22 protein-coding genes are annotated in these 22,012 nt (G+C 66.0%); 3 read left to right on the top strand and 19 right to left on the bottom strand.

Annotated elements, in window-relative coordinates; genetic code table 11:
* Positions 1-20 precede the first annotated feature (20 nt).
* The 18 genes from astB to AC56LG_RS23805 form a co-directional block, all read right to left on the bottom strand.
* Positions 21-1,364, bottom strand: a complete 1,344-nt coding sequence (astB, locus tag AC56LG_RS23890; RefSeq protein WP_497168531.1) for an N-succinylarginine dihydrolase — start codon at positions 1,362-1,364, stop codon at positions 21-23.
* Positions 1,365-1,366: 2 nt separating this feature from the next.
* Complete coding sequence (gene astD, locus AC56LG_RS23885) at positions 1,367-2,836, bottom strand: succinylglutamate-semialdehyde dehydrogenase (RefSeq protein WP_497168530.1); 1,470 nt, start codon at positions 2,834-2,836, stop codon at positions 1,367-1,369.
* Positions 2,829-3,884 carry an arginine N-succinyltransferase gene (gene astA / locus AC56LG_RS23880; RefSeq protein ID WP_497168529.1) on the bottom strand — a complete coding sequence of 352 codons (1,056 nt, stop codon included), beginning with the start codon at positions 3,882-3,884 and terminating at the stop codon, positions 2,829-2,831. Before astA ends, astD begins: the two co-directional genes overlap by 8 nt.
* Before the next feature lie 10 nt (positions 3,885-3,894).
* Positions 3,895-4,920 carry an arginine N-succinyltransferase gene (locus AC56LG_RS23875; RefSeq protein WP_497168528.1) on the bottom strand — a complete coding sequence of 342 codons (1,026 nt, stop codon included), beginning with the start codon at positions 4,918-4,920 and terminating at the stop codon, positions 3,895-3,897.
* Positions 4,921-5,004: 84 nt separating this feature from the next.
* Complete coding sequence (astC, locus tag AC56LG_RS23870; RefSeq protein ID WP_497168527.1) at positions 5,005-6,249, bottom strand: acetylornithine/succinylornithine family transaminase; 1,245 nt, start codon at positions 6,247-6,249, stop codon at positions 5,005-5,007.
* Between the two features lie 252 nt (positions 6,250-6,501).
* Positions 6,502-7,440 carry a type II secretion system F family protein gene (locus AC56LG_RS23865; RefSeq protein WP_497168526.1) on the bottom strand — a complete coding sequence of 313 codons (939 nt, stop codon included), beginning with the start codon at positions 7,438-7,440 and terminating at the stop codon, positions 6,502-6,504.
* A 19-nt stretch (positions 7,441-7,459) separates the two neighbouring features.
* Positions 7,460-8,434: a type II secretion system F family protein gene (locus AC56LG_RS23860; RefSeq protein WP_497168525.1), complete on the bottom strand. Its 975-nt coding sequence runs from the start codon at positions 8,432-8,434 to the stop codon at positions 7,460-7,462.
* Positions 8,435-8,443: 9 nt separating this feature from the next.
* Positions 8,444-9,790: a TadA family conjugal transfer-associated ATPase gene (locus AC56LG_RS23855; protein ID WP_497168524.1), complete on the bottom strand. Its 1,347-nt coding sequence runs from the start codon at positions 9,788-9,790 to the stop codon at positions 8,444-8,446.
* 17 nt (positions 9,791-9,807) lie between these two features.
* Positions 9,808-10,986: a CpaE/TadZ family protein gene (locus tag AC56LG_RS23850; RefSeq protein ID WP_497168523.1), complete on the bottom strand. Its 1,179-nt coding sequence runs from the start codon at positions 10,984-10,986 to the stop codon at positions 9,808-9,810.
* Positions 10,987-10,996: 10 nt separating this feature from the next.
* Entirely contained in the window at positions 10,997-11,248 is a 252-nt protein-coding gene (locus AC56LG_RS23845) for a hypothetical protein (protein WP_497168522.1), read from the bottom strand.
* The gene (locus tag AC56LG_RS23840) at positions 11,245-12,687 is read right to left on the bottom strand and encodes a type II and III secretion system protein family protein (RefSeq protein ID WP_497168521.1); all 1,443 of its coding nucleotides are present in this window, start codon (positions 12,685-12,687) and stop codon (positions 11,245-11,247) included. The genes AC56LG_RS23845 and AC56LG_RS23840 overlap by 4 nt, the downstream gene beginning before the upstream one ends.
* A gap of 8 nt (positions 12,688-12,695) precedes the next feature.
* A complete protein-coding gene (gene cpaB, locus AC56LG_RS23835; protein ID WP_497168520.1) occupies positions 12,696-13,547 on the bottom strand; it encodes a Flp pilus assembly protein CpaB in 852 nt (283 codons plus the stop codon).
* On the bottom strand, positions 13,540-14,919 hold the full coding sequence (locus AC56LG_RS23830) for a DUF8689 domain-containing protein (protein ID WP_497168519.1): 1,380 nt from the start codon (positions 14,917-14,919) through the stop codon (positions 13,540-13,542). Before AC56LG_RS23830 ends, cpaB begins: the two co-directional genes overlap by 8 nt.
* Before the next feature lie 8 nt (positions 14,920-14,927).
* Positions 14,928-15,491, bottom strand: a complete 564-nt coding sequence (locus AC56LG_RS23825; RefSeq protein ID WP_497168518.1) for an A24 family peptidase — start codon at positions 15,489-15,491, stop codon at positions 14,928-14,930.
* Positions 15,492-15,573: 82 nt separating this feature from the next.
* Positions 15,574-15,750, bottom strand: coding sequence for a Flp family type IVb pilin (locus AC56LG_RS23820; protein ID WP_497168517.1), 177 nt, complete (start codon positions 15,748-15,750; stop codon positions 15,574-15,576).
* Between the two features lie 36 nt (positions 15,751-15,786).
* Positions 15,787-15,921, bottom strand: coding sequence for a hypothetical protein (locus AC56LG_RS23815; protein WP_497168516.1), 135 nt, complete (start codon positions 15,919-15,921; stop codon positions 15,787-15,789).
* A 156-nt stretch (positions 15,922-16,077) separates the two neighbouring features.
* Entirely contained in the window at positions 16,078-16,731 is a 654-nt protein-coding gene (locus tag AC56LG_RS23810) for a response regulator (RefSeq protein WP_497168515.1), read from the bottom strand.
* A 22-nt stretch (positions 16,732-16,753) separates the two neighbouring features.
* On the bottom strand, positions 16,754-18,460 hold the full coding sequence (locus AC56LG_RS23805) for a sensor histidine kinase (RefSeq protein WP_497168514.1): 1,707 nt from the start codon (positions 18,458-18,460) through the stop codon (positions 16,754-16,756).
* 114 nt (positions 18,461-18,574) lie between these two features.
* Here AC56LG_RS23805 and AC56LG_RS23800 point away from each other — a divergent pair, with 114 nt between their 5' ends.
* From AC56LG_RS23800 to AC56LG_RS23790, 3 genes are read left to right on the top strand one after another with little or no spacing between them, the layout of a single operon-like run.
* A complete protein-coding gene (locus tag AC56LG_RS23800; protein WP_497168513.1) occupies positions 18,575-19,045 on the top strand; it encodes a TadE/TadG family type IV pilus assembly protein in 471 nt (156 codons plus the stop codon).
* Positions 19,042-19,662 carry a TadE/TadG family type IV pilus assembly protein gene (locus AC56LG_RS23795; RefSeq protein ID WP_497168512.1) on the top strand — a complete coding sequence of 207 codons (621 nt, stop codon included), beginning with the start codon at positions 19,042-19,044 and terminating at the stop codon, positions 19,660-19,662. Before AC56LG_RS23800 ends, AC56LG_RS23795 begins: the two co-directional genes overlap by 4 nt.
* 1 nt (position 19,663) lies before the next feature.
* The gene (locus AC56LG_RS23790) at positions 19,664-21,046 is read left to right on the top strand and encodes a VWA domain-containing protein (RefSeq protein WP_497168511.1); all 1,383 of its coding nucleotides are present in this window, start codon (positions 19,664-19,666) and stop codon (positions 21,044-21,046) included.
* 5 nt (positions 21,047-21,051) lie between these two features.
* On the opposite strand, the gene AC56LG_RS23785 is transcribed toward AC56LG_RS23790, so the two are convergent.
* Positions 21,052-21,993, bottom strand: coding sequence for a GlxA family transcriptional regulator (locus AC56LG_RS23785; protein WP_497168510.1), 942 nt, complete (start codon positions 21,991-21,993; stop codon positions 21,052-21,054).
* Positions 21,994-22,012: the final 19 nt, after the last annotated feature.

The raw sequence follows: 22,012 nt of genomic DNA, 5'->3' as shown, positions 1-22,012 counted from the left end.
ACCGTGCGATCACCTGCAAACTAACTGAAATCGTACAACCCCGGCAAACCAAGAATGCGTTCCAACGCCTCCAGCGCCGTCTGGCACTCGATCGCCAGCTGCGGGTCCATCAGGTCCTTCGGCTCGACGTGGTCGCGGTAATGCGTCTCGACCCAGGTTACCAGCTGCGCATACAGCGCCTCGGTCATGATCACGCCCTGGTGCATCGCCGCCGCCTGGTCGTCGGTCAGCGCGACGCGCAGGCGCAGGCAGGCAGGTCCGCCGCCGTTGCGCATGCTCTGGCGCAGGTCGAATTCGAGCAGTTCGTCGACCGGTCCGCCGCTGGCGACCAGCCCGGCCAGGTAATTCGCCACCGCGACATTTTCGCGGCACTCGTGCGGCACCAGCAGCGCCATCTTGCCGTCCGCTTTCGACAGCAGCTGGCTGTTGAACAGGTAGCTGGCCACCGCGTCGGCCACCGGCACCATGCCGCTCGCCACGCGCACCGGCACGAATTCGGCGCCGACGCCGGCCACCGAACGGCGCAGCGCTTCGATCGTCGCCGCCTCGTCGGCAAACGCCTCTTCGTGATAGAACAGGACGTTGCCGTTGCCGACGGCGATGACGTCGTTGTGGAACACGCCCTGGTCGATCACGTCCGGGTTTTGCGCCGCAAACACGGTGCGCGCCGGATCGAGGCCGTGCAGGCGCGCCACCGCTTGCGAGGCTTCGAGGGTCTGGCGCGCCGGGTATTTTTTCGGGAACGGCGCCGACGGGTCGAATTCGACGCGGCCATACACGAAGAACTCGACGCCGGCCGCGCCGTGGTCGGCCGCAAAGCGGGTGTGATTCGCCGCGCCTTCGTCGCCGAACGCCGGCGTGGCCGGCAGCGGGTCGTGTACGACGAAGTGATCGTGATTCGCGAAGATTGCGCGCAGCGTGCGTGTGGCTTGCACGTGTTCTTCCGAGCGGTGCAGCTTGTTGTTCAGGTTCGCGGCCGTGAAGTGGACGCGGCCATCGCGCGTGTCGGCGGAGGGGCTGACGGTGGCCGCGTTGGCGGTCCACATCGGCGCGGCCGACCAGGCGCATGACAGGATCACCGGCGCTTCGCGCCAGGCTTGCGCCAGCACGTCGGCGTCGGTGCCCGAAAAGCCGAGCTGGCGCAGCAGCCTGAAATTCGGGCGCGCCTGCGGCGGCATCACCGCCTGCGCGAAGCCGCGCGCGGCCAGGTCGCGCATCTTGGCCAGGCCCTGCAGCGCGGCCAGGCGTGGATTGGAGGCGCTGCGCACATTGCTGAACGAAGCGACGTTGCCGAACGAGAGGCCGGCATAGTTGTGGGACGGGCCAACCAGGCCGTCGAAGTTGTATTCGCGAGCGTTACGCATAATCAGAAGGTTAAACCCGGCGACAGCTTGGCCGGCATTTCGAGTTCGGACGTTTCGATCGAGGCGACCGGGTAGGCGCAGTAATCCGCCGCATAGTATGCGCTCGGACGGTGGTTGCCCGACTTGCCGACGCCGCCGAACGGCGCCGAGCTGGCCGCGCCCGTGGTCGGACGGTTCCAGTTGACGATGCCGGCACGCGCCTTGATGGCAAAGCGCTTCCACAGTTCTTCCGACGGCGACAGCAGCGCCGCGGACAGGCCGAATTCGGTGGCGTTCGCCGCGCGCATCGCCTCGTCGAAGGTGTTAACGCGGATCACCTGCAGCAGCGGCCCGAACCACTCTTCGTCGGGAATGCCGTGGGCATCGGTCACGTCGACGATGCCGGCCGTGACGAAGCCCGCGTTCGGATCGAGCTGGCGCATCTGCAGCAGCACCTTGCCGCCTTTTGCCTCCATCTCGGCCTGCGCCTGCACCAGGCGCGCGGCGACGGCGCTCGATACCACCGGTCCCATGAACGGCTGCGGCTCGGCCTTCGAGGCACCGACCTGCAGTCTGGAGGCGACGTCGACCAGCCGCTCAATAAAACGCTGGCCCTGCTCGTTATCCTGCACCACCAGGCGGCGCGCACAGGTGCAGCGCTGGCCGGCCGAGATGAATGCCGACATGACGGCGTGGTGGACGGCGGCGTCGATATCCTGAACGTCCCATACCACCATCGGATTGTTGCCACCCATTTCCAGCGCCAGCATCTTGCCCGGCTGGCCGCCGAACTGTTTATGCAACGCGGCGCCGGTCTGGCTGCTGCCGGTGAACAGCACGCCGTCGATCAAGGCGTTCTGGCCGAGGGCAATCCCCGTGTCGCGGCCGCCGTTCACCAGGTTCAGCACGCCGGCCGGCAGGCCCGCCTGCTCCCACAGCTGCACGGTTTTAATCGCCGTGCGCGGTGCGTATTCGCTCGGCTTGAAGACCACCGTGTTCCCCGCGATCAGGGCCGGCACGATGTGCCCGTTCGGCAGGTGGCCCGGGAAATTATAGGGACCGAACACGGCGAACACGCCATGCGGACGGTGGCGCAGCACGGCGTTGCCGTCGGCGACCTTGGCCGCCGTTTCTCCGGTGCGGGCGCCGTACGACTGCACCGAGATGTCGACCTTGTTTGCCATGGTCGTCGCTTCGGTGCGTGCTTCCCACAGCGGCTTGCCGACTTCTTCGGCGATGATCGCTGCCAGCTCTTCCGCATTCTCCTTCAGCAGGTCGCGAAAACGCGTGCAGATGGCGATGCGTTCTTCCAGCGGGCACAGCGCCCAGGCTTCGAAGGCGTCGGCCGCGGCTTGGGCGGCGCGCTGCACGTCTTCAGGCGTGGATTCGTTGCTGCTCCAGGTCTGCTGGCCACTGGACGGGTCGATCGTGACCAGTTCCGCGCCGCTGCCGGCGATCCATGCGCCGTTGATGAAATTCGACAGGTTAGCCATTGTTCTTCCTTACGTTGAGTGACAGCGTGCGTACCGGGTCGCCCGCCTGGACGTGCAGCAGCGCCAGTTCCTGCGCCGACAGCGCGATCTCGTGGCCGTCGACCGCCGCCTGCGCCAGCACCATGCGGAAATCGTCCAGCTTCGTGTTCGACACCAGCAGGCATTCGGTATCGGCGTCACTGCGGCCTTCAGTGCAGCCTTCACTGCGGCCCTCGCTCGCCACGCGCAGCGCGCTGTCGCGCACCGAACGCAGTTCTTTTACACGGCCCTGCAGCACCGGACCGGCATCGAAAATGTCGACATAACCCTCGTAGTGCATGCCTTCCTGTTCCAGCAACTTGCGCGCCGGCAGCGTCGAACGGTGCACCTGGCCGATGACTTCGCGCGCCGATTCCGGCAGGTAGTCGACATACAGCGGCTGGCGCGGCATCAGTTCGGCGATGAAGGATTTCTTGCCCATCGCGGTGAGGCCGTCGACGTGGTTGAAATCCATCTTGAAGAAGTGGCGGCCCAGGCCCTCATAGAACGGGCTGGTGCCGTCTTCCAGCAGGTAGCCGCGCATCTCGGCGATGATCTTTTCGGTGAACAGCTGCTGGAACTGGGCGATGAAGAGAAAGCGGCTTTTCGAGAGCCACTTGCCGTTGTAGCCGGTGCGGTAGTCCGGCTGCAGGAACAGCGAACACAGTTCGGTCGCGCCCGTCAGGTCGTTCGACAGGTACAGCGTCTCCATGCGCGAGAACACGTTCAGTTCGCGGCTGGAGTGCACCAGGGTGCCGATGCGGTAGTTATAGAACGGTTCGTTCAGCCCGACCGCGGCCTTGATGGCGCACACGCCGGCCAGCTTGCCGGTCTCGGTGTCTTCCATCACGAACATGTAGTCGCGCTCTTCGGGCGGGATGGTTTGCTGGAACGAGGCGACGGCGCAATCGACGCGGTCGCCCAGCATTTGCCGGTCCGGTTTCAGGGTGGTCATGCCGCCACCGACTTCGCGCGCCATGTCGATGAGCGGGTCGAGGTCCGATGCGGCGATGGAACGAATGACGAGCATGGTGCCTCTCTCAGATTCTGACGCAGATGACGCTGTCGCCCGCAACCACGCCCAGCGCCTGCTGCGCCTCGGGCGGCAGGCAGACGGCGTCGGACGTGTCGCAGGGCGGACAGGCCACGGTGATGGCGCGGAAGCGCTCGGCATTGGTCGCCACCGCATAGGTGACGAGATTTTCGCCGGCTTCGGCGGATGCATTCTCGACGCGGCGGTGCTGCGAGCCGCAGAACGAGCGCAGCGACATTTTATGGGCGGCCAGGATCGGACCGCCGTCGAAGATGTCGACATATTCGTCCGCTTCGAAACCCTCCGCGGTGAGCAGGTCGAATGCCAGCTGGCCGCCCGGGTGGATTTGCCCCATCGCCGCCTGGGCGTCGCCCGGCAGCAGCGGCACGTAGACCGGATAGTGCGGCATCAGTTCGACGATCATGGTGCGGTTGCGCGAGCCGCCGATGACCCGCTCGGCATCGAGGAAATCCATCTTGAAGAACTTGCGTCCCAGCGCATTCCAGAACGGCGATTCGCCGTCTGCGTCCGTCACGCCGGCCAGCGGCACGAAGAAACGGTCGCCGAAGCGGTGCGGCGCCAGCACCGCGTACAGCAGGCGCGCACGCGACAGCAGCGCCGCCTCGATGCCGGCATGCGCGCGGTCGCGCAGGTGAAAACCGGCCAGCTGCGAGCAGGCCGTCAGTTCCGAGCACAAGGTGAGCGCGTGCACGCTATGCGAGATGTTCAGGTCGCGCGAGACTTGCGCGATGACGTCGTTGCGGAACGCAAAATAAGTGCCGTTCGAGCCGGCCGAGGCATGCACCGCGGCCGTCCCCACGACCTCGCCCGTGGCGCCGTCTTCCAGCACGAACAGGTAGGACTCCTCGCTCGGGATATCGACTTGCGCGGCGAACGAGGCGATCGAACGCTCGACGAAGGCGCCGATGGTCTCGCGCGTGCGCGGCAGCGTGTGCACGCCGGGCGTCATCATGGCGGCCAGCGATTCGAGCGCGTCGACATCCGCAAGTTCTACCGGACGGACAACATACATGGGTGCTCCCTTTTTAGGGTCAAAGCGGGGTCGGTACGAACAAATCCCGGCCACACGGACCGGGATGTTACTGCAGCGCGTGAATCAGGCGGCAGCGAGGAACTCGTCGACGGCGGCGCGCAGGATGCGGTCCGCCTCAAGAATCTGCGCATCCGACACGATCAGCGCCGGCGCGAAGCGGATCACGTCGGCACCCGCGATCAGCAGCATCAGGCCCATCTTCTCGGCGATCCTGGTGATGTCCTTGGCCTTGCCCTTGTAGGCGTCGGCCAGCGGCAGGCCGATCAGCAGGCCCAGGCCGCGTGCCTTGCCGAACAGTTGCGGGTAGTCGGCGGTCAGCTTGTCCAGGTTGGCGAAGATCTGCGCACTGGCTTCCTTGACACGCGCCAGGAAGGCGGGCTGGTTGATCATCTCGACCACGTTCAGCGCGACGGTCGCGGCCAGCGGGTTGCCGCCATAGGTGGTGCCGTGCGAGCCGACGTTGAAGTGCTGGGCGATCTCGTCGATCGTCAGCATGGCGGCGACCGGGTAGCCGTTGCCGAGCGCCTTGGCGCTGGTAAGGATGTCCGGCACCACCGGGGTGTCCATGTAGGCATACAGGGCGCCGGTGCGGCCCACGCCCGACTGCACTTCGTCGAAGATCAGCAGTGCGCCGCTCTGGTCGCAGAACTCGCGCAGCGCCTGCAGGTACGCATGATTGCCCGGAATGACGCCGCCCTCGCCCTGGATCGGCTCGACGATCACGGCCGCGACGTCGTCGCCGATGGCGGCGCGCGCCGCTTCGATATTGTTGTACGGAATGTGGTTGATTTCCTGCGGCAGCGGCTCGAAGCCTTCGGTGTACTTCGGCTGGCCGCCGACCGAGACGGTGAACAGGGTGCGGCCGTGGAACGACGACAGGCAGGAGATGATGCGCGATTTATGGGGACCGAACTTGGTGTGCGCATACTTGCGCGCCAGTTTCAGCGCCGCTTCGTTCGCTTCCGCGCCCGAGTTGCAAAAGAAGGCGCGGTCCGCAAAAGTCGCTTCGACCAGGGCCGAGCCCAGGCGCAGCACCGGCTCGTTGGTGTAGCCGTTACCGAGGTGCCACAGGGTGTTGATCTGGCGGGTCATTGCATCGACCAGCACCGGATTGCAGTGGCCCAGGCTCGAGACGGCGATGCCGGAGGTGAAGTCGAGGTAATGCTTGTCTTCCTGGTCCCACACGTCCAGGCCCGACGCGCGCACCGGCACCATCGCAGCCGGAGCATAGGTCGGAACGAGGACTTCATCGAAGGTCTGCCGAGTGACAGGCCGCGTTGTGACACCCGATTCGAGCTTTGCATTCATGACTTTTTCCTCATCCGTTGGTAGTGACTGGCGCGCCAGGAGACGGGCGCCGAACCTGGTCATTATAGGTAGAGGGTCAGGCAAGTTCTTGCTGAAGTGCGACGGGGATTTTCATTTTTGGCCGGAACTTGTCAGCTAAAAACATTGGGGGCAGGTCTGACATTCAGACACACGCTCAACTGTATCCCGATCTATCCGAAGCATAGTGAAGGTGGAATTCCAAATATCAGATCTGACCCCAGGCTTCAGGCTTTAGCCCGCCCCTGCCGCCACCGGCATCACCGCCCCCATGATCTGCAAGCAAGCCGGCCCCAGCAACACCACCAGCAAGGCCGGGAAAATACAGAAAATCAGCGGAAACAGCAGCTTGGTCGCGATCTTCGCCGCATTTTCCTCGATCAGCTGGCGCCGCCGCGTGCGTAATTGCTCGGACTGGATGCGCAGGGCGAGGCCGACGCTGGTACCGAAGCGGTCGGCCTGGATCAGCATTTTGACCAGGGAGTCGACGTCTTCGACGCCGGTGCGCAGCGCCAGGTTGCGCAGGGCTTTGTCCTTGGCGCTGCCGGCGCGCATTTCCAGCGTGACCAGTTGCAGCTCTTCGGCCAGCACCGCGCTTTTCAGGCCGATTTCGGCGCCCACGCGGCCGAGGGCGGCGTCCATCGCCAGCCCGGCTTCGACGCACACCACCATCAGGTCGAGCGCGTCGGGGAAAATTTCGAAGATTTCGCGCTGGCGGTGCGCGATGCGGCGCTTCAGGACAAAATCCGGCACGTAATAGCCGCAGGCGGCGGCCCCGACCAGCCACATGAAGGTGGCGCTGGCGCTGCGTTCGGCGTCGTTGCGCAGCAGCAGCCAGGCCAGCAGCGGCAGGCCGAGCGTCAGCGCGGTTTTACCGGCGTGGAACAGGCCCGGGGTGGACGGGTCGCGCCAGCCGGCGTTGATGAAGCGCAGCCGCACCGGCGAACCTTCCCAGCCTTCGGCCGGCACCGACAATTTAGCGAGCGGCTCGGCGATGCGCGACAGGCGTTCCAGCCAGCCCTGCCCGCGCTGGCCGCGCACGGCCGTGCGTTCGTCGAGCGCCGTCAGGCGCGCCTTGACCGGGTCGTGCGTGAGCAGCAGCATGGCCACTGCCGCAACCGCGAAGATCACCAGGAACATCCCTGCCAGGATCAGGAGTTGGGTCGTGTTCATCGTCTGTGCCTACCTTCGCTTACATGCGGATGCGGACGATCTTGCGGATCGCCAGCACGCCGAAAATCATCATCCCGATCGCGCCATACAGCAGCTTGCGCCCGGCCGGATCGGTCACCAGCACGCTCATCGTGTCCGGATTGGCCGAGTACATGATGGCGCCGGCGCCGAAGGGGAGCAGGCACAGCACCCAGGCCGACATGCGCCCTTCCGCCGACAGCACGCGCACCTGGCCGACCAGCTTGTGGCGTTCGCGGATGATGCCGCTGATCGACGCCAGCAGTTCCGTGAGGTTGCCGCCGCTTTCGCGCTGGATCAGGACGGCGACCACGAAATACTGCAAGTCCATGCTCGGCAGGCGCTGCGCCATGTTGTTGAGGGCGTCGCTCATCGCCACGCCGAAGTTCACTTCGTCGAAAGTGGCCTTGAATTCCTCGCCCAAGGGCGCGTCGATTTCGTCGGCCACCAGTTTCAGGGCCGTCGGAAAGGCGTGGCCCGCGCGCATCGCGCGGCTCATCATGTCGAGCGCCTCGGGCAGCTGGCGCTCGAAGCGTTCCATCCTGGCGCTACGCGCGCGCGCCAGGTTCAGCAGCGGCAGGCTGGCGGCGCCCAGCGCCAGCGCCGGCACCGCCGGCCACGGCAGGTCCAGCCAGAGCGCCAGCAGCAGCCCGACGCCGAAACCGGCGGCGCACAGCAGCACCAGGCGCGCCGCCAGTTGCTTCGAACCGGCCTGCAGCAGCATGCGGTCGAGGCGTGCGATGCCGGGCAGGCGGCGCAGCAGCGTGTCGATTTCCGGGTCGGCGCTGTAGCGGCGTTCCTTGACGATGGTGACGTCGGACTGGCGCGCTTCCTTGCCGATCACGCCGCGCAGGCGCCGCGCGATACGCTCGGCTTCGGGGCTGCGGTGCGCATTCCAGCCGACATACACGCCCCAGACCAGCAGCAGGACCGCCGCAAACAGCAGCAGCACGAACAGGAGGAAAGTGATGTCCATGTGCGATACTCAGCGCGGCTCGAAGATGTGCGCCGGCAGGTTGACGCCGAACACGCGCAGGCGCTCGGCGAAGCGCGGGCGCACGCCGGTGGCGCTGGTGTGGCCGATCACGGTACCGTCGTCGGCCACGCCGGTCTGTTTATAGGCGAAGATTTCCTGCATCGTGATGACGTCGCCTTCCATGCCCGTCACTTCCGAGATCGACAGCACCTTTCTCTTGCCGTCGGTCAGGCGCGACACCTGCACCACCACGCCCACGGCGGAGCTGATCTGCTGGCGCATGGCTTTCGGCGGCAGCGTGCCGGCGGCCATGCTGATCATGTTTTCCAGGCGCGTCAGGGCGTCGCGTGGCGTATTCGCGTGGATGGTCGCCATCGAGCCTTCGTGGCCGGTGTTCATCGCGCCCAGCATGTCGAGCGCTTCGGCGCCGCGCACCTCGCCCAGGATGATGCGGTCGGGGCGCATCCGCAGTGCATTGCGTACCAGCGCGCGCTGGGTGACTTCGCCCTTGTCCTCGATGTTGGGCGGGCGCGTTTCCAGGCGCACCACGTGCGGCTGCTGCAGCTGCAGTTCGGCCGCGTCTTCGACGGTGACGATGCGCTCGTTCTTGCCGATCGAATTCGAGATCACGTTGAGCATGGTGGTCTTGCCGGAACCGGTGCCGCCCGAAATCAGGATGTTCACTTTGGCCTTGCCGAGACCTTGCAGCACTTCGGCCATGTCGGCCGTGATGCTGCCGTAGGAAACCAGGTCGGCCAGGCGCAGCGGGTCGGCGGAAAAGCGGCGGATCGACATCACCGGGCCGTCGATCGCCAGCGGCGGGATGATGGCGTTCACGCGCGAGCCGTCCGGCAGACGCGCGTCGACCATCGGGCTCGATTCATCGATGCGGCGGCCCACGCGCGAGACGATCTTGTCGATGATCTTCATCAGGTGGGCGTCGTCCGTGAACGTGACGTCGGTCAGTTCCAGCTTGCCGCGCCGCTCGACGTACACCTGCTTGTGGGTGTTGACCAGGATGTCGGAAACGGTCGGGTCTTCCAGCAGGGTTTCCAGCGGGCCGAAGCCGAGCATCTCGTTCTGGATGTCGCGCGTGAGCGTCTTGCGCTCGGCGTCGTTGATGACGACCATCTCTTCTTCGAGCAGGCGCTCGACCAGCAGGCGCAGCTCCTGGCGGATCTGGTCGGACGACAGGCGCTGCATGCTTTCCAGGTCGACGCGGTCGAGCAGCGCTTCGTGGATGCGCGCTTTCAGCTGGTGGTAGGCGCGGTTGTCGATCGGGCCGCCGCGCTGGGCGGCCGGGCGCGGCGTGCTGTTGCCGAGGCGCTCGCGCAGGGAATAGGCTGGGGTGTTCATCGTTCAGGTCCTGTGGTTCAGACGTCGGTGATGCGGCGCTTGAACAGGCGCGTCATCAGGCTGGTCGGGCGCACCGGCGCAACTTCGCCGGTCAGGCCGCGCGCCATTTCCATCAGCGCGGCGCTCAAGGGGCTGTCGGGCGCCAGGCGCGTGACCGGTACGCCCTGGTTGACCGATTTCGCGGCCGCGTCGTAATTGTTCGGCATGGTGCGCAGGATCGGCGTATCGAAGGCTTCTTCGAGGTCCTTCAGGCGGATGTCGCTGTTCTTGTCGTGGCGGTTGACGATCAGCTCGACCTTGTCCTTGCCGTAGTCGAGGTTGCGGAACACCGTCAACAGGCGCTTGCCGTCGCGGATGTAGGGCAGCGTCATCTGCAGCACCGGGTAGATCGTGTCGGCATGGTCGAGCGCGCGCACGCTGACCGGATCGAGGCTGCGGCCGACGTCGAGCACGACAAAGTCGTACTGGCGCCGGGCCAGCTTGACGATGGCGTCGATGTGTTCGGGCTTGACGTCGCTCGCATGGGCCGGGTCCGACGGCGCCGCCAGGATGCCGTAGTTCGGCGTCACGCTGACCATGCTCGAGGCCAGGAAGGACGGATCGAGACGGTGGATCTGGTTCGCCACGTCGGACAGCGTCGCCAGCGGCTTGCTGTCGGAGACGAACAGCGAGGCGTCGCCGAACTGCAGGTTCATGTCGATCAGCGCCACCTTCTTGGTGCCGCCGGCCGACAGCGCATACGCGAGATTGGTGGCCAGGAAGGTCGAACCGCTGCCGCCCTTGCAAGAAATGAAGGCGAGCACCTTGCCCGGCACGCCGCCCTGGCTGCCGACCTTTTCGGCGATGCGGTCGAGGGCCTGGCCCAGCACCGCGGCGCCGGGCGCGCTCGGGAGCACTTCGCGCACGCCGGCGCGCATCGCGCGCAGCAGGAAGTCTTGCGACAGGTCGGCCGACAGCACGATAAAGGCGAGGCGCGGGAACAGGTGGCCGAGCCGCTCAACCTGGTCGAGGTCGCCCTCGTCGGCGCGCGGTTCGTCGACGATCATGACGTCGGGGATGGCCTCGTCGGCCAGGGTGGACAGGCGCGCCGGACCGCCGGCAATCATGTCGACTTCATCGGTAGCGGAACGGGTGCGCAGCTGGCGCGACAGGTCGATCAGGTGGCGCTCGTCGCGCGAGAGAACAGCGATTTTCACGTCAGGCCTTTCATTTGCCGAAGGTCGGGCTGTCCGCTTGCGGCGTCGGCGTGACGTACGAGCGCTGGTAGTTGGCATAGGCGGCAACGGCCGCGGCGGCGTCGGTCTGGCCGGCATTCGGCCGCGCCGGTTGCGGCGCCACGACCTGGCTGGCCATGATGGCGCGCACGCGCGCGCCGCTGTCGGCGGGCATCCGCGCGGCGCAACCGCCCAGTGCAAGCGTGCATGCCAGCGCGGCGGCGGCGAATCGTGGAGAAATCATGGCTGGCCTTTCTGTGCGTTGGTTTCTGGAGCGCGGCCCTCGTGCTGGCCGCCGAGCAGGAACTGGGTGCGTGTCGGTGCAACGTAGTCGTCGGTCGGCAGGCGCGGCACGGCGGGCAGCGGCTTGGCCAGGTGCGGCGTCACGATGAAGACCAGCTCGGTACGGTCGTTTTGAAAATCGCTGCTGCGGAACAGCGTGCCCAGCACCGGCATCTCGCCCAGAAACGGGAAGCGCTTGATGTTGCTGGTGACGTTGTTGCGGATCAGGCCGCCGATGGCAAAACTTTCGCCGTCCTGCAATTGCACGGTGGTGGTGGCGCGGCGCGTCGTAAAGGCCGGCAGGATGGCCGTCGCGTTGGTCGAGCCGCTGGTGCTGATGCCGATGCCTTCGCGATTGAGCTCGGACACTTCCGGCGCCACGCGCAGGTTGATGCGTCCGCCGGCCAGCACAGTGGGCGTGAATTTCACCGCCACGCCGTATTCCTTTTCCTCGAGCGTGATGGTGCTGGCGCCGCCGGCGCCGGTCTGCGCGACCGGAATGAAAATCTTGCCGCCGGCGAGGAAGCTCGCTTCCTGGCCGCTGACGGCCATCACGGTCGGCTCGGCCAGGATCTTGACCAGGCCGTCGCGGTTTTCGCCATCGATGCCGAACTGCTTTTTCTGGTTGGCGGTGATGCCGGCCACCCTGCTGGCGGCGCCGCTCAACAGGCTGGACGCGATCCCGTAGGTAAAATTGCCGTTGACCTTGGCGTAGCTGAGGCTGCTGCCGAGCTGGTCGACGAGCGACTTCGACACTTCGGCGATTTTGACGTCCAGCAGCACCTGCTGGGGCGCGGCCAGCGCGAGCATGTCCAATACCTTCGGTGCGCCCGCCGGCGCCGGCGCGGCGGCGGCGACTGCGGCAGCGGCGCCGACACCGGCTGCCGGCGGGCTGCCCGCGGCGGCCGCGGCCGGCGTGCCGCCTTCCTGGAAGGCGCTGGCGACCGCCATCATCTGGCTGGCCACGGCCGCGTCGCTCACCATGCCCGACAGGATCAGCGCGTTGCCGCTGCTGCCGATGCGCACGTCCTTCTCTTCCGGGAACAGGCTGTCGAACTGGGCGCGCAGCGCGGTCGTGTCGATGCCGACGACCAGGTCGAGCACCGTCGAGCGGCCGTCGCGGCTCGATACGATCATGTTGGTGGTGCCGATGCTGCGCGCCACGATGACGACTTCGCTGGCGTTGGGGACGACCACGTTGGCCACTTCCGGCGCGCCGACGGTCACCTGGGCCGCCGGCGTGCAGAAGCGCTTGAGGACGGACTTGCCGCGCACCAGTTCGAGACGGCCGGCTTCGCCGCTGCCGCGCAGGTCGATGCAGTCAAGCGTCGCAGCCTGGGCCGCGCCGAAGGCCAGCGCCAGCGCGCCGGCGACCAGGGTCTTGTTGTTCAGGAGAGTCATGGTTGTTTTCAGTTGAATGCTTGCGGCGCGGCGTCGAGGCCACGGATCACGAGTACGCCTTCGCTGCGCGGGGTACGGACTGGGGCAGGCACGGCGGCGCGCACCGGCCTGGCTGCCGGCGCTTCGGCGCGCGCCGGGGCGGCCGCTACCGCCGGCGGCAGGCCCAGCACCGATTCGCGGGTGGCGCCGGCGGTGTTGGCCGGTTGCGGGTCGACCTGGTTGCGCAGCACCAGCGACAGCGAACCGATGCTGCGCGCCAGGTCAAGCTTTTCGACCTGGTCCGGCGCCAGTTCCAGCGTCACGGCGTTCACCACGCGCGGCTTGGTGTCGTCGCGGTTCGATTCCTGCGCCACGGCCAGCACCAGGATCCGCTCGAGCACGATCTTCGAAATCGCCGCCGCGCGCGCGCCGTCGTCGCCGCCCGCACTCTCCAGGCTGACCAGGATGTCGACGTAATTGCCCGGCAATGCGAAACCGGCCACGCCGACGACGTCGTTGACGCGCACCGTCATGGCGCGCTTGCCGGCGGCGACCACGGCGGACAAACCACCCATGGCGCCGGGCGGGGCCAGCTTCGCTTCCAGTACCGGTTCGCCCTTGCCGATGCTGGCGCGCGCGACCCGGTTTTCCAGGGTTTTGAGGTCGGTGATGGCGCCCGGCGGCACCGAGCCGGCCGGCCACTCGACCAGCTGCAGGTTGGCGGCGATCAGGCGCGTGCCCTGGTTGATGTCGCTGGCGGCCACCGCCACCCGGGTGCCGCCGGCGCCCTGCTCGCTCATCCACTTGGCCGCCAGCAGCACGGCGGCGAGCGCGAGGAACAGCGCCACGCCGATGATCACAACTGCTCTCGAATTACGCATCGGTATTCTCCATCTTGCTGCCGCGCTCGCGGCGTTCCAGTTCCAGGGTGCAGCCGGACGCATTGCCGGCTGCGAAATAGTTGTCCCACGCCCAGTCGAGCGTGCGGCGCGACAGTTGCGGCGCTTGCTCTTCGTAGCGCGCGAGGTCGCGCAGCTGGCGCGTCAGGTCGCGCGGGTAGCAGGCCAGCAGTGCAATGCCTTGTCTCCGATGGCGCTCGAGCAGGTAATCGAAGGCGTCGGCAAATGCGGCGTCGTCGACGGCGAGGCCGGTATGGACGCAGGCCTGGCGAAACAGCTGCGCGTATTCCTCGGGCGAGGCCGCCGGCACTTCGATCTTGTAGCCGAGGCGGCGCAGGAAGGCGCCGTCGGACAGGCGCTGCGGCACGAAGTTCGAGGAAAACACGACGATCACGTCGAACGGCACCTCGAAGGTATGGCCGGTATGCAGGGTCAGGTAATCGACGTTGCGGTCCATCGGCACGATCCAGCGGTTCATCAGCGCGTCCGGGGTGCAGCGCTGGCGCCCGAGGTCGTCGATGATGAAGATGCCGTTGTTCGACTTCAGGTGCGGCGGCGCCTGGTACAGGCGCGTATGCGGGTCGAAACGCAGGTCGAGCATGTCGAGCGTCAGTTCGCCGCCGGCGAGCGCCGCCGGGCGGCGCAGGCCGCGCACCCAGCGCATGTCGGGCGCGCTGCCGCGGTCGAAGCCGCTGCCGCCCGCGTTTTCGGTGTGCGTATCGAGCGGACGGTGCTGCACGCTGTCGAACAGGGGCACCGCTTCGCCATCGACCATCAGCGCATGCGGCACCGCGATCGCCCCCGAGAGCAGGTCGCGCAGGCGTTCGGCCAGGTAAGTCTTGCCGCTGCCGGCGACGCCGTGCAGGAACATGGCGCGTCCCGAATTCATGGCCGCGCCCAGCTGGGCCAGCACGCGCGGATTGACGACGATGCCGTCGAAGGCGGCCGCCATGTGCTGGCGCGTGACGTGGACACCGGCGACGCTTTGCGCCTGCACCTGCGCGGTGTAGGCGGCCAGCGTGACCGGCGCCGGGCCGGCATAGGCATTCCTCGCCAACACGGCGCCGGCGCGTGCGCGGCCGGCGTCGGTCAGCAGGTAAGACAGGTCGGCGTCGGTGCCACTGCTGCCGCTGCGCGCGACTTCGCACAGCTTTTCGGCGCGCAGGAAGGCGACCAGCGGATCGATGACGCTGACGTTGAGTTTCAGGTGGGATGCCAGTTCCGGCAGACGCAGCTGCCCGCGCTGATGCAGCACCTTGGCCAGCAGTTCGGCCAGGAACAGGAACGGCAAGCCGGTATCTTCGACCGTGCGCGGTGCGCGCATGTCGGCAGGCGCCACGGCAAGCGGGGGCATGGCGGCGTTCACAGCGGCAGCTCGCCGACAACGTGCAGCCACAGCACGCAGGGCACCGTGGCGGCGGCGATCGCCACCGCATACGGCAGGCGGCCAGTACCGCCGGTGGGCGCGACAATGCTGCCGCCCATGGCGGACACGCCGCTGTGGAGCATCATGCAGCGCGCGTTTTCCAGCACGTAGCGCAGCTTGCCCTGCCAGGCGGCGACGGCCAGCGCCAGCACGCCGCCGGCGATCAGCGTCGCCAGCGCCACCGTCAGGATCTGGCCGGCGCCGACAAAGGCGCCGACCATCGCCAGCAGCTTGACGTCACCCGCGCCCATCAGGCGCAGCGCATACATCGGCAGCAACACCGCCAGGCCGATCCCCAGGCCACCGAGTGCCGATCCGAGTCCCAGTCCGCCCGGCGCCGTGCCGAACAGCCCCGCTCCCGCCGGCAGCAGCGCATGCAGCAGCAGCGCGGCCAGCGCGCCCGGAAAGACGACGGCGTTCGGGATGCGGCGTGCACGCACGTCATGCCAGACGGCGGCGCCCAGCAGCGCGAACAGCAGCAGAAGTGGAAGCAGGAACACGGGCAAACTCCGAAGGGAAAATAAAAATCCGGAACGGAAGCCGTTCCGGATCAGGCCCGGCAGGTTGCGGGCGTAGCGGGGATCAGGTACCGGTCTTGTTGCCGATCATGGTGCCCAGGCTGCCGAAGATTTCCTTGATCTTGCCGCCGAGGGTGGTGACCGACAGGGCGATCGCGCCGGCGATCAGTGCTGCGATCAGTGCGTATTCGATTGCGGTGACGCCGTCTTCTTCTTTGATGAAGTTGGTGATGAATTTCATGGTATTGACCTTAGTAAATGTGAAGGATTGCCTGGCTTATGCGCTCATCCGTGCTGCCAGTACTGCGATGAAGCCAACGACTGCGATCAGGGCCACGAGGACGATGTACGACGTCGCCGGTGTTTCGGTACGTTCATACTGCTGCTCCGGTAAATCATCCTTGTCGTACACGTTTGCCCCTGTCCTGTTGCCTTCGCATCGCGTGCTCCGATGCGCAGCGCATGAACAGCATATTAATTGCCCTACCTCAACATCACATCCGTCAAATCTCCCTTTTTGCGTAGGAACTTTTGCCTGCCGACCCAGGACAAATGTCACGGACGCCCGTCAGGACAGCCCATTGCGGGTCGCATACACGTACAGTTCGAGCCGGTTGGCGACGCCGAGCTTCTGGTAGATCGTGCTCAGGTGGTTGCGCAGGGTACGCTCGGAAATGAAGGCGCGCTCGGCCAGTTCCTTGTTGAGGGCGCCCTTGCCCGCCACGATCATGCCGATCACTTCGCGTTCGCGCGCCGTCAGTCCGGCAATACGCTGCGCTTCCGGATTGGCTGGCGGCGGCGGTGCTGTCAATTGGCCGAGCAGCGCCTGCATCAGCGACTGGTCGATCCACAATTCTCCGCCGTGCACCTTGCGCACGGCCGCCAGCACGTCGTCGGTCGGCGCTTCCTTGCCGACCACGCCGCGCGCACCCAGTTTCACGGCTTCGGTCAGCGTGGCCTGGTCGCGGTTGGCGCTGAAGATGACGACGCGGGTGCTGCCGTTGGCCACCAGTTGCGGCAGGATCGCCAGCGAACTGCTGCCATGCAGGTCGAGGTCGAGCAGCACGATGTCGGGCGCCAGTTCCTTGCACAGCGCGACCGCCGTGGCGGCGTCGCCGGCACTGCCGACCAGCGTCAGGGCGGCCGATTCGGCCTGGATCAGCCGCTCCAGTCCCCACAGCATGGTCTTGTGGTCGTCCACCAGCAGGATACGAATGCTCATGTCTTCTCCAAATACAGTTCAGTCAAGCGGGCACGCGGATGCGTAGCCAGGTTTGTCCGTCGTCCGTGTCGATCGTCAGGATGCCACCCAGGGCGCGCACGCGCTCGGCGATCGACTTCGGCACGAACGCCGCGGGCGCCGCATCCGCCTCGAGGGGATTGGCGATGTCGATCGCCAGCTGGCGGGCGTCGCCATGGAAGCGGATGTGGGCCGTGCGCGCACGCGTATGCTTACAGATGTTGCTCACGCCTTCGGTGACGATCTGGAACACCTCGGCGGCCATGCGGTCGTTGATGAGCGGCGCCGCAGCGGCATCGAGCGTGACTTCGACATCATAAAACGAGCGCACCTGGTTCAGCTGGCGGCGCAGTGCGATCAGCAGCTCCGGCTCTTGCTGGCGGCCGTCGCGGAAGCGTTGCGCGAACTGGCGCATGTCGCCAATCACGTCGGTGCTCATCGCCAGCAGGCGGTCGAGGTCGGCGGAGAGCGGGTTGTCGTCGCCGGCCTGGCTGCGGATCGCCGCCACCGCGTGGCGCAGGCCGATATACGGCTGGATCGTGCTGTCATGCAGGTCGCGCGCGATGGTCTGGCGCTCGCGGAACGCCGCGTCCGACGCCAGGTGGTCGAGCAGGTTGATGGTTTCGATCACCGGAAAGGCTTGCTGCACGATGTGGTTCAGGAAGGTCGCATCGCCACGCCGCAGGATGCGCTCCGAAGTGACGAAGATACGGCCGGCGCCCTTGCGCAACGGCAGCGCGGCACTGATGAAGATCTGCGTGTCGAGCAGGTCGGCAATGCGCTCGCAGGCGCCGGCATCGATTTCTCCCCAACCGTCGCCGGGCGCGAGCCGCAGGCTGCGCCCGGCGCCCGGCAACACCGAACAGTCGCCGCTGCGGTACAGCACGCTGGTACCGTCGCCCAGTTCGAGCAGCGGCGCGACGTCGGCTGCGTCCGCCCGGTTGCGGCTGATCGCCCGCCCGCTGCGCGGGTGGTGCACGGTATTGAGCATCCAGCGCGCATCGCCATCCTGCATCACGAGCACGCAGGTGCTGCCGCCATAGAAGCGCAGGATCTTGCCCATCAGCGAATCGAGCGTGTGCTGCACGCCGAAACGCGGGTTCGACAGGCGGCTGACGTCGCGCAGCAGCGCCAGGCGGCGGCGCTGGTCGACCAGCAAGCCGCCCCAGAATGCGATCATGTAGCCCAGCGCCAGCAGGAAAGTTGCACGCAGCAGCAGCAAGTGCAAGGTCTGCAGCCCCTGGGAGGCCAGCACCGCGATCGTCACCACGACGACACTGCTGAGGGTCAGGCGGGCGCCGGTATCGAATCCATGCCGGAACGACGCCACCAGGATGGCAAAGAAAAACAGGGTGAAGTAGGGACTCGGCGCGCCGCTGCTGGCGTACACCATCAAGCCATACCAGCCAATGTCGACCCAGTAGATGACCGGGCCGTGCCAGAAGCCGGCGCGCGAACGCGCCACGCACAGCAGCACCAGGCTGTGGAGGACATAGGCGACGAAGATCAGCCAGCCCCATTGCCCGGCGAGAATGACTTCTCCGGAGGCGATGTAGAGCGTGAGCAGGGTCGAAATCGAGAGCAGCAGGCGCATGCCGAACACCATCCACGCCTCCGCGCCGGGCAGCGCGGTGCCTGTGGAAGCCAGGCGGAAGCGGCGCCGCAAGTGCGCAACCAGTGGCCGGTACCACCCGGTATGCGTGTTGTTCAAGTCCGACAGAGACTGAGAATCGTCAAAAAAGCCCATAGACGCTAGATTGTTGCCATGTAGAATCTCGAAGCATACATTGCTCCACGTCAAAACTACGGCAAAATTGTCGAATTCATGAGATATCCAACGCTTCGCCGTCAATCCGGCGCCACAGTCGTCGAGATGGCGCTGGTGGCGCCGGTGTTCCTGCTGATCCTGCTCGCGCTGGTCGAACTGAGCCTGATGTTTTTTACCACGCTGACGATGCAGTACGCGGTGCGCGAGGGCGCCCGCTACGCCATTACCGGCCAGAGCAACCTCGACCCGGGTACCGGCAGCCAGCAGCGCTACGCCGCCATCATCGAAAGCATCCGCAGCAATTCGCTGGGCATGTACGAGAAGGTGGCGCCGGTCATTTCGGTGAACGGCACCCGCTACGCCAGCACCGGCTACACCAACGGCATGTTCGGCGCCGCCGGCGACATCATCGTGCTGCAGCTCGACTGCGACTGGAAAGTGACGACGCCGATGCTGGCGCAGTTATTCACCAATGGCCGCTACCGCTTCACCGTCGGCGCCACCATGCGCAACGAGTATTTCCCATGACGCGGCGTCCATTTGCGCTCGCCCGCCAGCAGGGCCTGGCCGCCGTCGAGTTCGCCCTGCTGCTGCCCTTCCTGCTCATGCTCCTGTTCGGCATGATCGATGTGGCGCGTGCCTTGCAGGCCAACATCATCATCACCAACATCAGCCGCGAAGGCGCCAACCTGGTGGCGCGCGGCAGCGTCCAGCTCGAGACCGGCAGCCAGGACATCATGTATGCGCTGATGGCGAGCGCCCCGCCGCTGAACGTCAACCAGCGCGGCATGATGTACATCACGCGCGTAATGGGCGTCGTCAAGAACGGTGTGGCAACCAGCGTCGTACTCGACCAATACCGCTGGGACGACAACGAGCGCAGCCTCGGTGTCGTCGCCAGCGGCTACAAGCCCACCAGCAAGGTGTACAACTGCACGAGCTGGAGCAGTGCCAGCAAATGCAGTGGTTTCAGCAGCAGCAACCGACCTGCCGTGGACACCATGAAAGGCAAGCTCAGCGACGGCGAAGTGGTCCATGTCGTCGAAACTTTTTATCGCTATGACATGCTGCTGACCGGCGCCGCAACGACCGCCCTTGGTCTGCCGACGCTCGGCCCCGACCTCTATTCGCTCTCCGTTTTCTGACATGCCCCCTACTTTTACCTCCCGGCGCCAGCGCGGCGCCGTCGCCATCATGGTGGCACTGGCACTGCTGGTCCTGCTGGCCGTCGTCGGCCTCGTGATCGACGGCGGCCTGGCCTACCTGGTCAAGGCGCGCCTGAATGCCGCCGTCGACTCGGCTGCCCTGGCCGGCGCGCGCGCCGTCCCCGCCGGGAACAACCAGACCGAGCAAGCCGCCAGCGCCCGCACCGCCGCCAGCGAATTCTTCGCGGCCAACATCCCCGACAATTATTTGCTCTCCAAGCCGAAACTGGTGAGCACGGACGTCACCTTCAACGGCGGCATGGTCACCATCGACGTGCGCGCGGAAGCGCCGATGCCGGTCTCGCTAATGCAGGTGCTCGGCTTTACCGGGCTGACGCCGCGCGCGTACGCCCAGACCATCCGGCGCGACCTCGACATGGCCTTTGTCGTCGATACCTCGGGTTCGCTGGATCCGAATCGCGTGGCGGTCCGGGCCTCGGCCAAGACCTTCCTCAACAAATTCAACGTGACCCAGGACCGGGTCGCGCTGATGCACTTCGCGTATGGCACCGAAGTCGACAGTCCGATCAACACCATCAACCGCGGCTTCAACCGTACCGCGATGCTGAGCAAGATCGACACTTACCAGTTCGTCGGCGGGACCGGCTCGGTCGAAGGCATGTGGAATGCCCGTAACGAGCTCAACCGGATACCGCTGCTGAACCGCTCGGCGATGCGTGTGATCGTGTTCTTTTCCGATGGCGCGCCAACCGGCATCTCGTCGTACTTCAACATGACCACCGATTGCCGGGAGCCCGGCGTGATCAATTCCAGTGATGGCAACCTCAGCGGCCTGTATGAACTCGATGACACCGATGGCGTACGTGTCAGTACCAAGTGCACGCTTGCACGCAATGGCAGCGGCGTGCTCACCAACCTCACGAAATTGCCAGACTGGTATAACGCGCACAATACGTATGAAACCCGCGACGATGTGAGCAAGCGCGAATTCCCGATCGTGACGACATCGAGCACCCCAGGCTTCTACCGTCCGGTGACATCTGACTTGAATACCAAGGCAATTGCTTATCGCAATATCGACCGCACCGCACGCAACCTGGCGGAAGCAGTCGCAGCCAAGGCACGCGACGAAGGTATCTTTGTCTTCACCCTCGGCATGGGCGCCGCGTTGAAATCGGGCAGCGGCTATGACAACGAACGCGGCGAAGACGTCCTGAAATGCATGGCCAACGTTCCCGATGGCCCATCGCGCTGCTACAACCCGAACAAGCCGAACGGCATGTATTGCTACGCCGCGACCGAAGCGGACCTGACGCCGTGCTTCTCGCGCCTGGCCTCGGCCATCCTGCGCATCTCGAAATAACCGTTTTATTCGGCCAGCCTGCGCTGGCGTTCCTCGCGCGGGGTGTTGCCGAACAGCGCCCCGAACGCCGTCGAAAAGTGCGAACCCGACGAAAAGCCGCACATCAGTCCTACTTGCACGATCGAATTGTTCGTATCGATCAGTAGCTGGCGTGCCCGTTGCAGGCGCAGTTCCAGGTAATAGCGCGACGGCAAACTGCCGAGATACTGTTTGAACAAGCGCTCCAGCTGGCGCCGCGACACCCCGGCCAGCTGGGCGATCTCGTCGGTCGAGAGCGGCTCCTCGATATTCGCTTCCATCAGCGTCACCGCTTCGGTCAGCTTCGGCTGCAAGGTGCCGAAGCGCGCCTGCAGCGCCACCCGCTGGCGCTCTTCCCTGCCGCGCACGCGGTCGACGCACAACAATTCTTTCACCGGCGCCTGCACGCTCGACCCAAAAATGATGTCGATCAGGGTCAGGGCGAAATCGACCGACGCCGCACCGCCGCAGCAGGTCAGGCGGTTGCCGTCGATTTCGTACAGGTGCGGCGTAAACACGGCCTGGTCGGCGCGGCTGTCGGCGTCGGCATACAGAGACCACGGCAGCGCGGTGCGCACGCCGTTGAGGGCGCCGGCTTCCGCCAGCCACAGCACGCCGGCGCCGACGCCGCCCCAGAAGGGTGCAGCGCGGCAGCGTTCGACCAGGGCACGGAAGTTGGCCGGCTTCAGGCCCGCCTGCGCTTCGTCGGCGGCGAGCAGGACCAGGTGCCAGTGGCGCCCGGCGTCGCTGGTAAATTTATCCGGGCTGCGCACGTCCACGTGCAGGCGTTCGGGCCCGAGAATTTTCGCGGCCTGGCGCAGCGGCTGCACCAGGCCCGACCAGGACAAGGTGTCCGGTTCGCCTGCGTTCACGAGCAGGATGCGCAGCGGCCGTTCCTGCGCCAGGAGGAGCAGGTCAGGTTGCGGCATCGTCGTGGGCTGTGAACGT

It is taken from the genome of Telluria sp. ZB2R32, from assembly GCF_059685715.1.
This window is presented reverse-complemented; position numbering and strand designations above follow the sequence as displayed.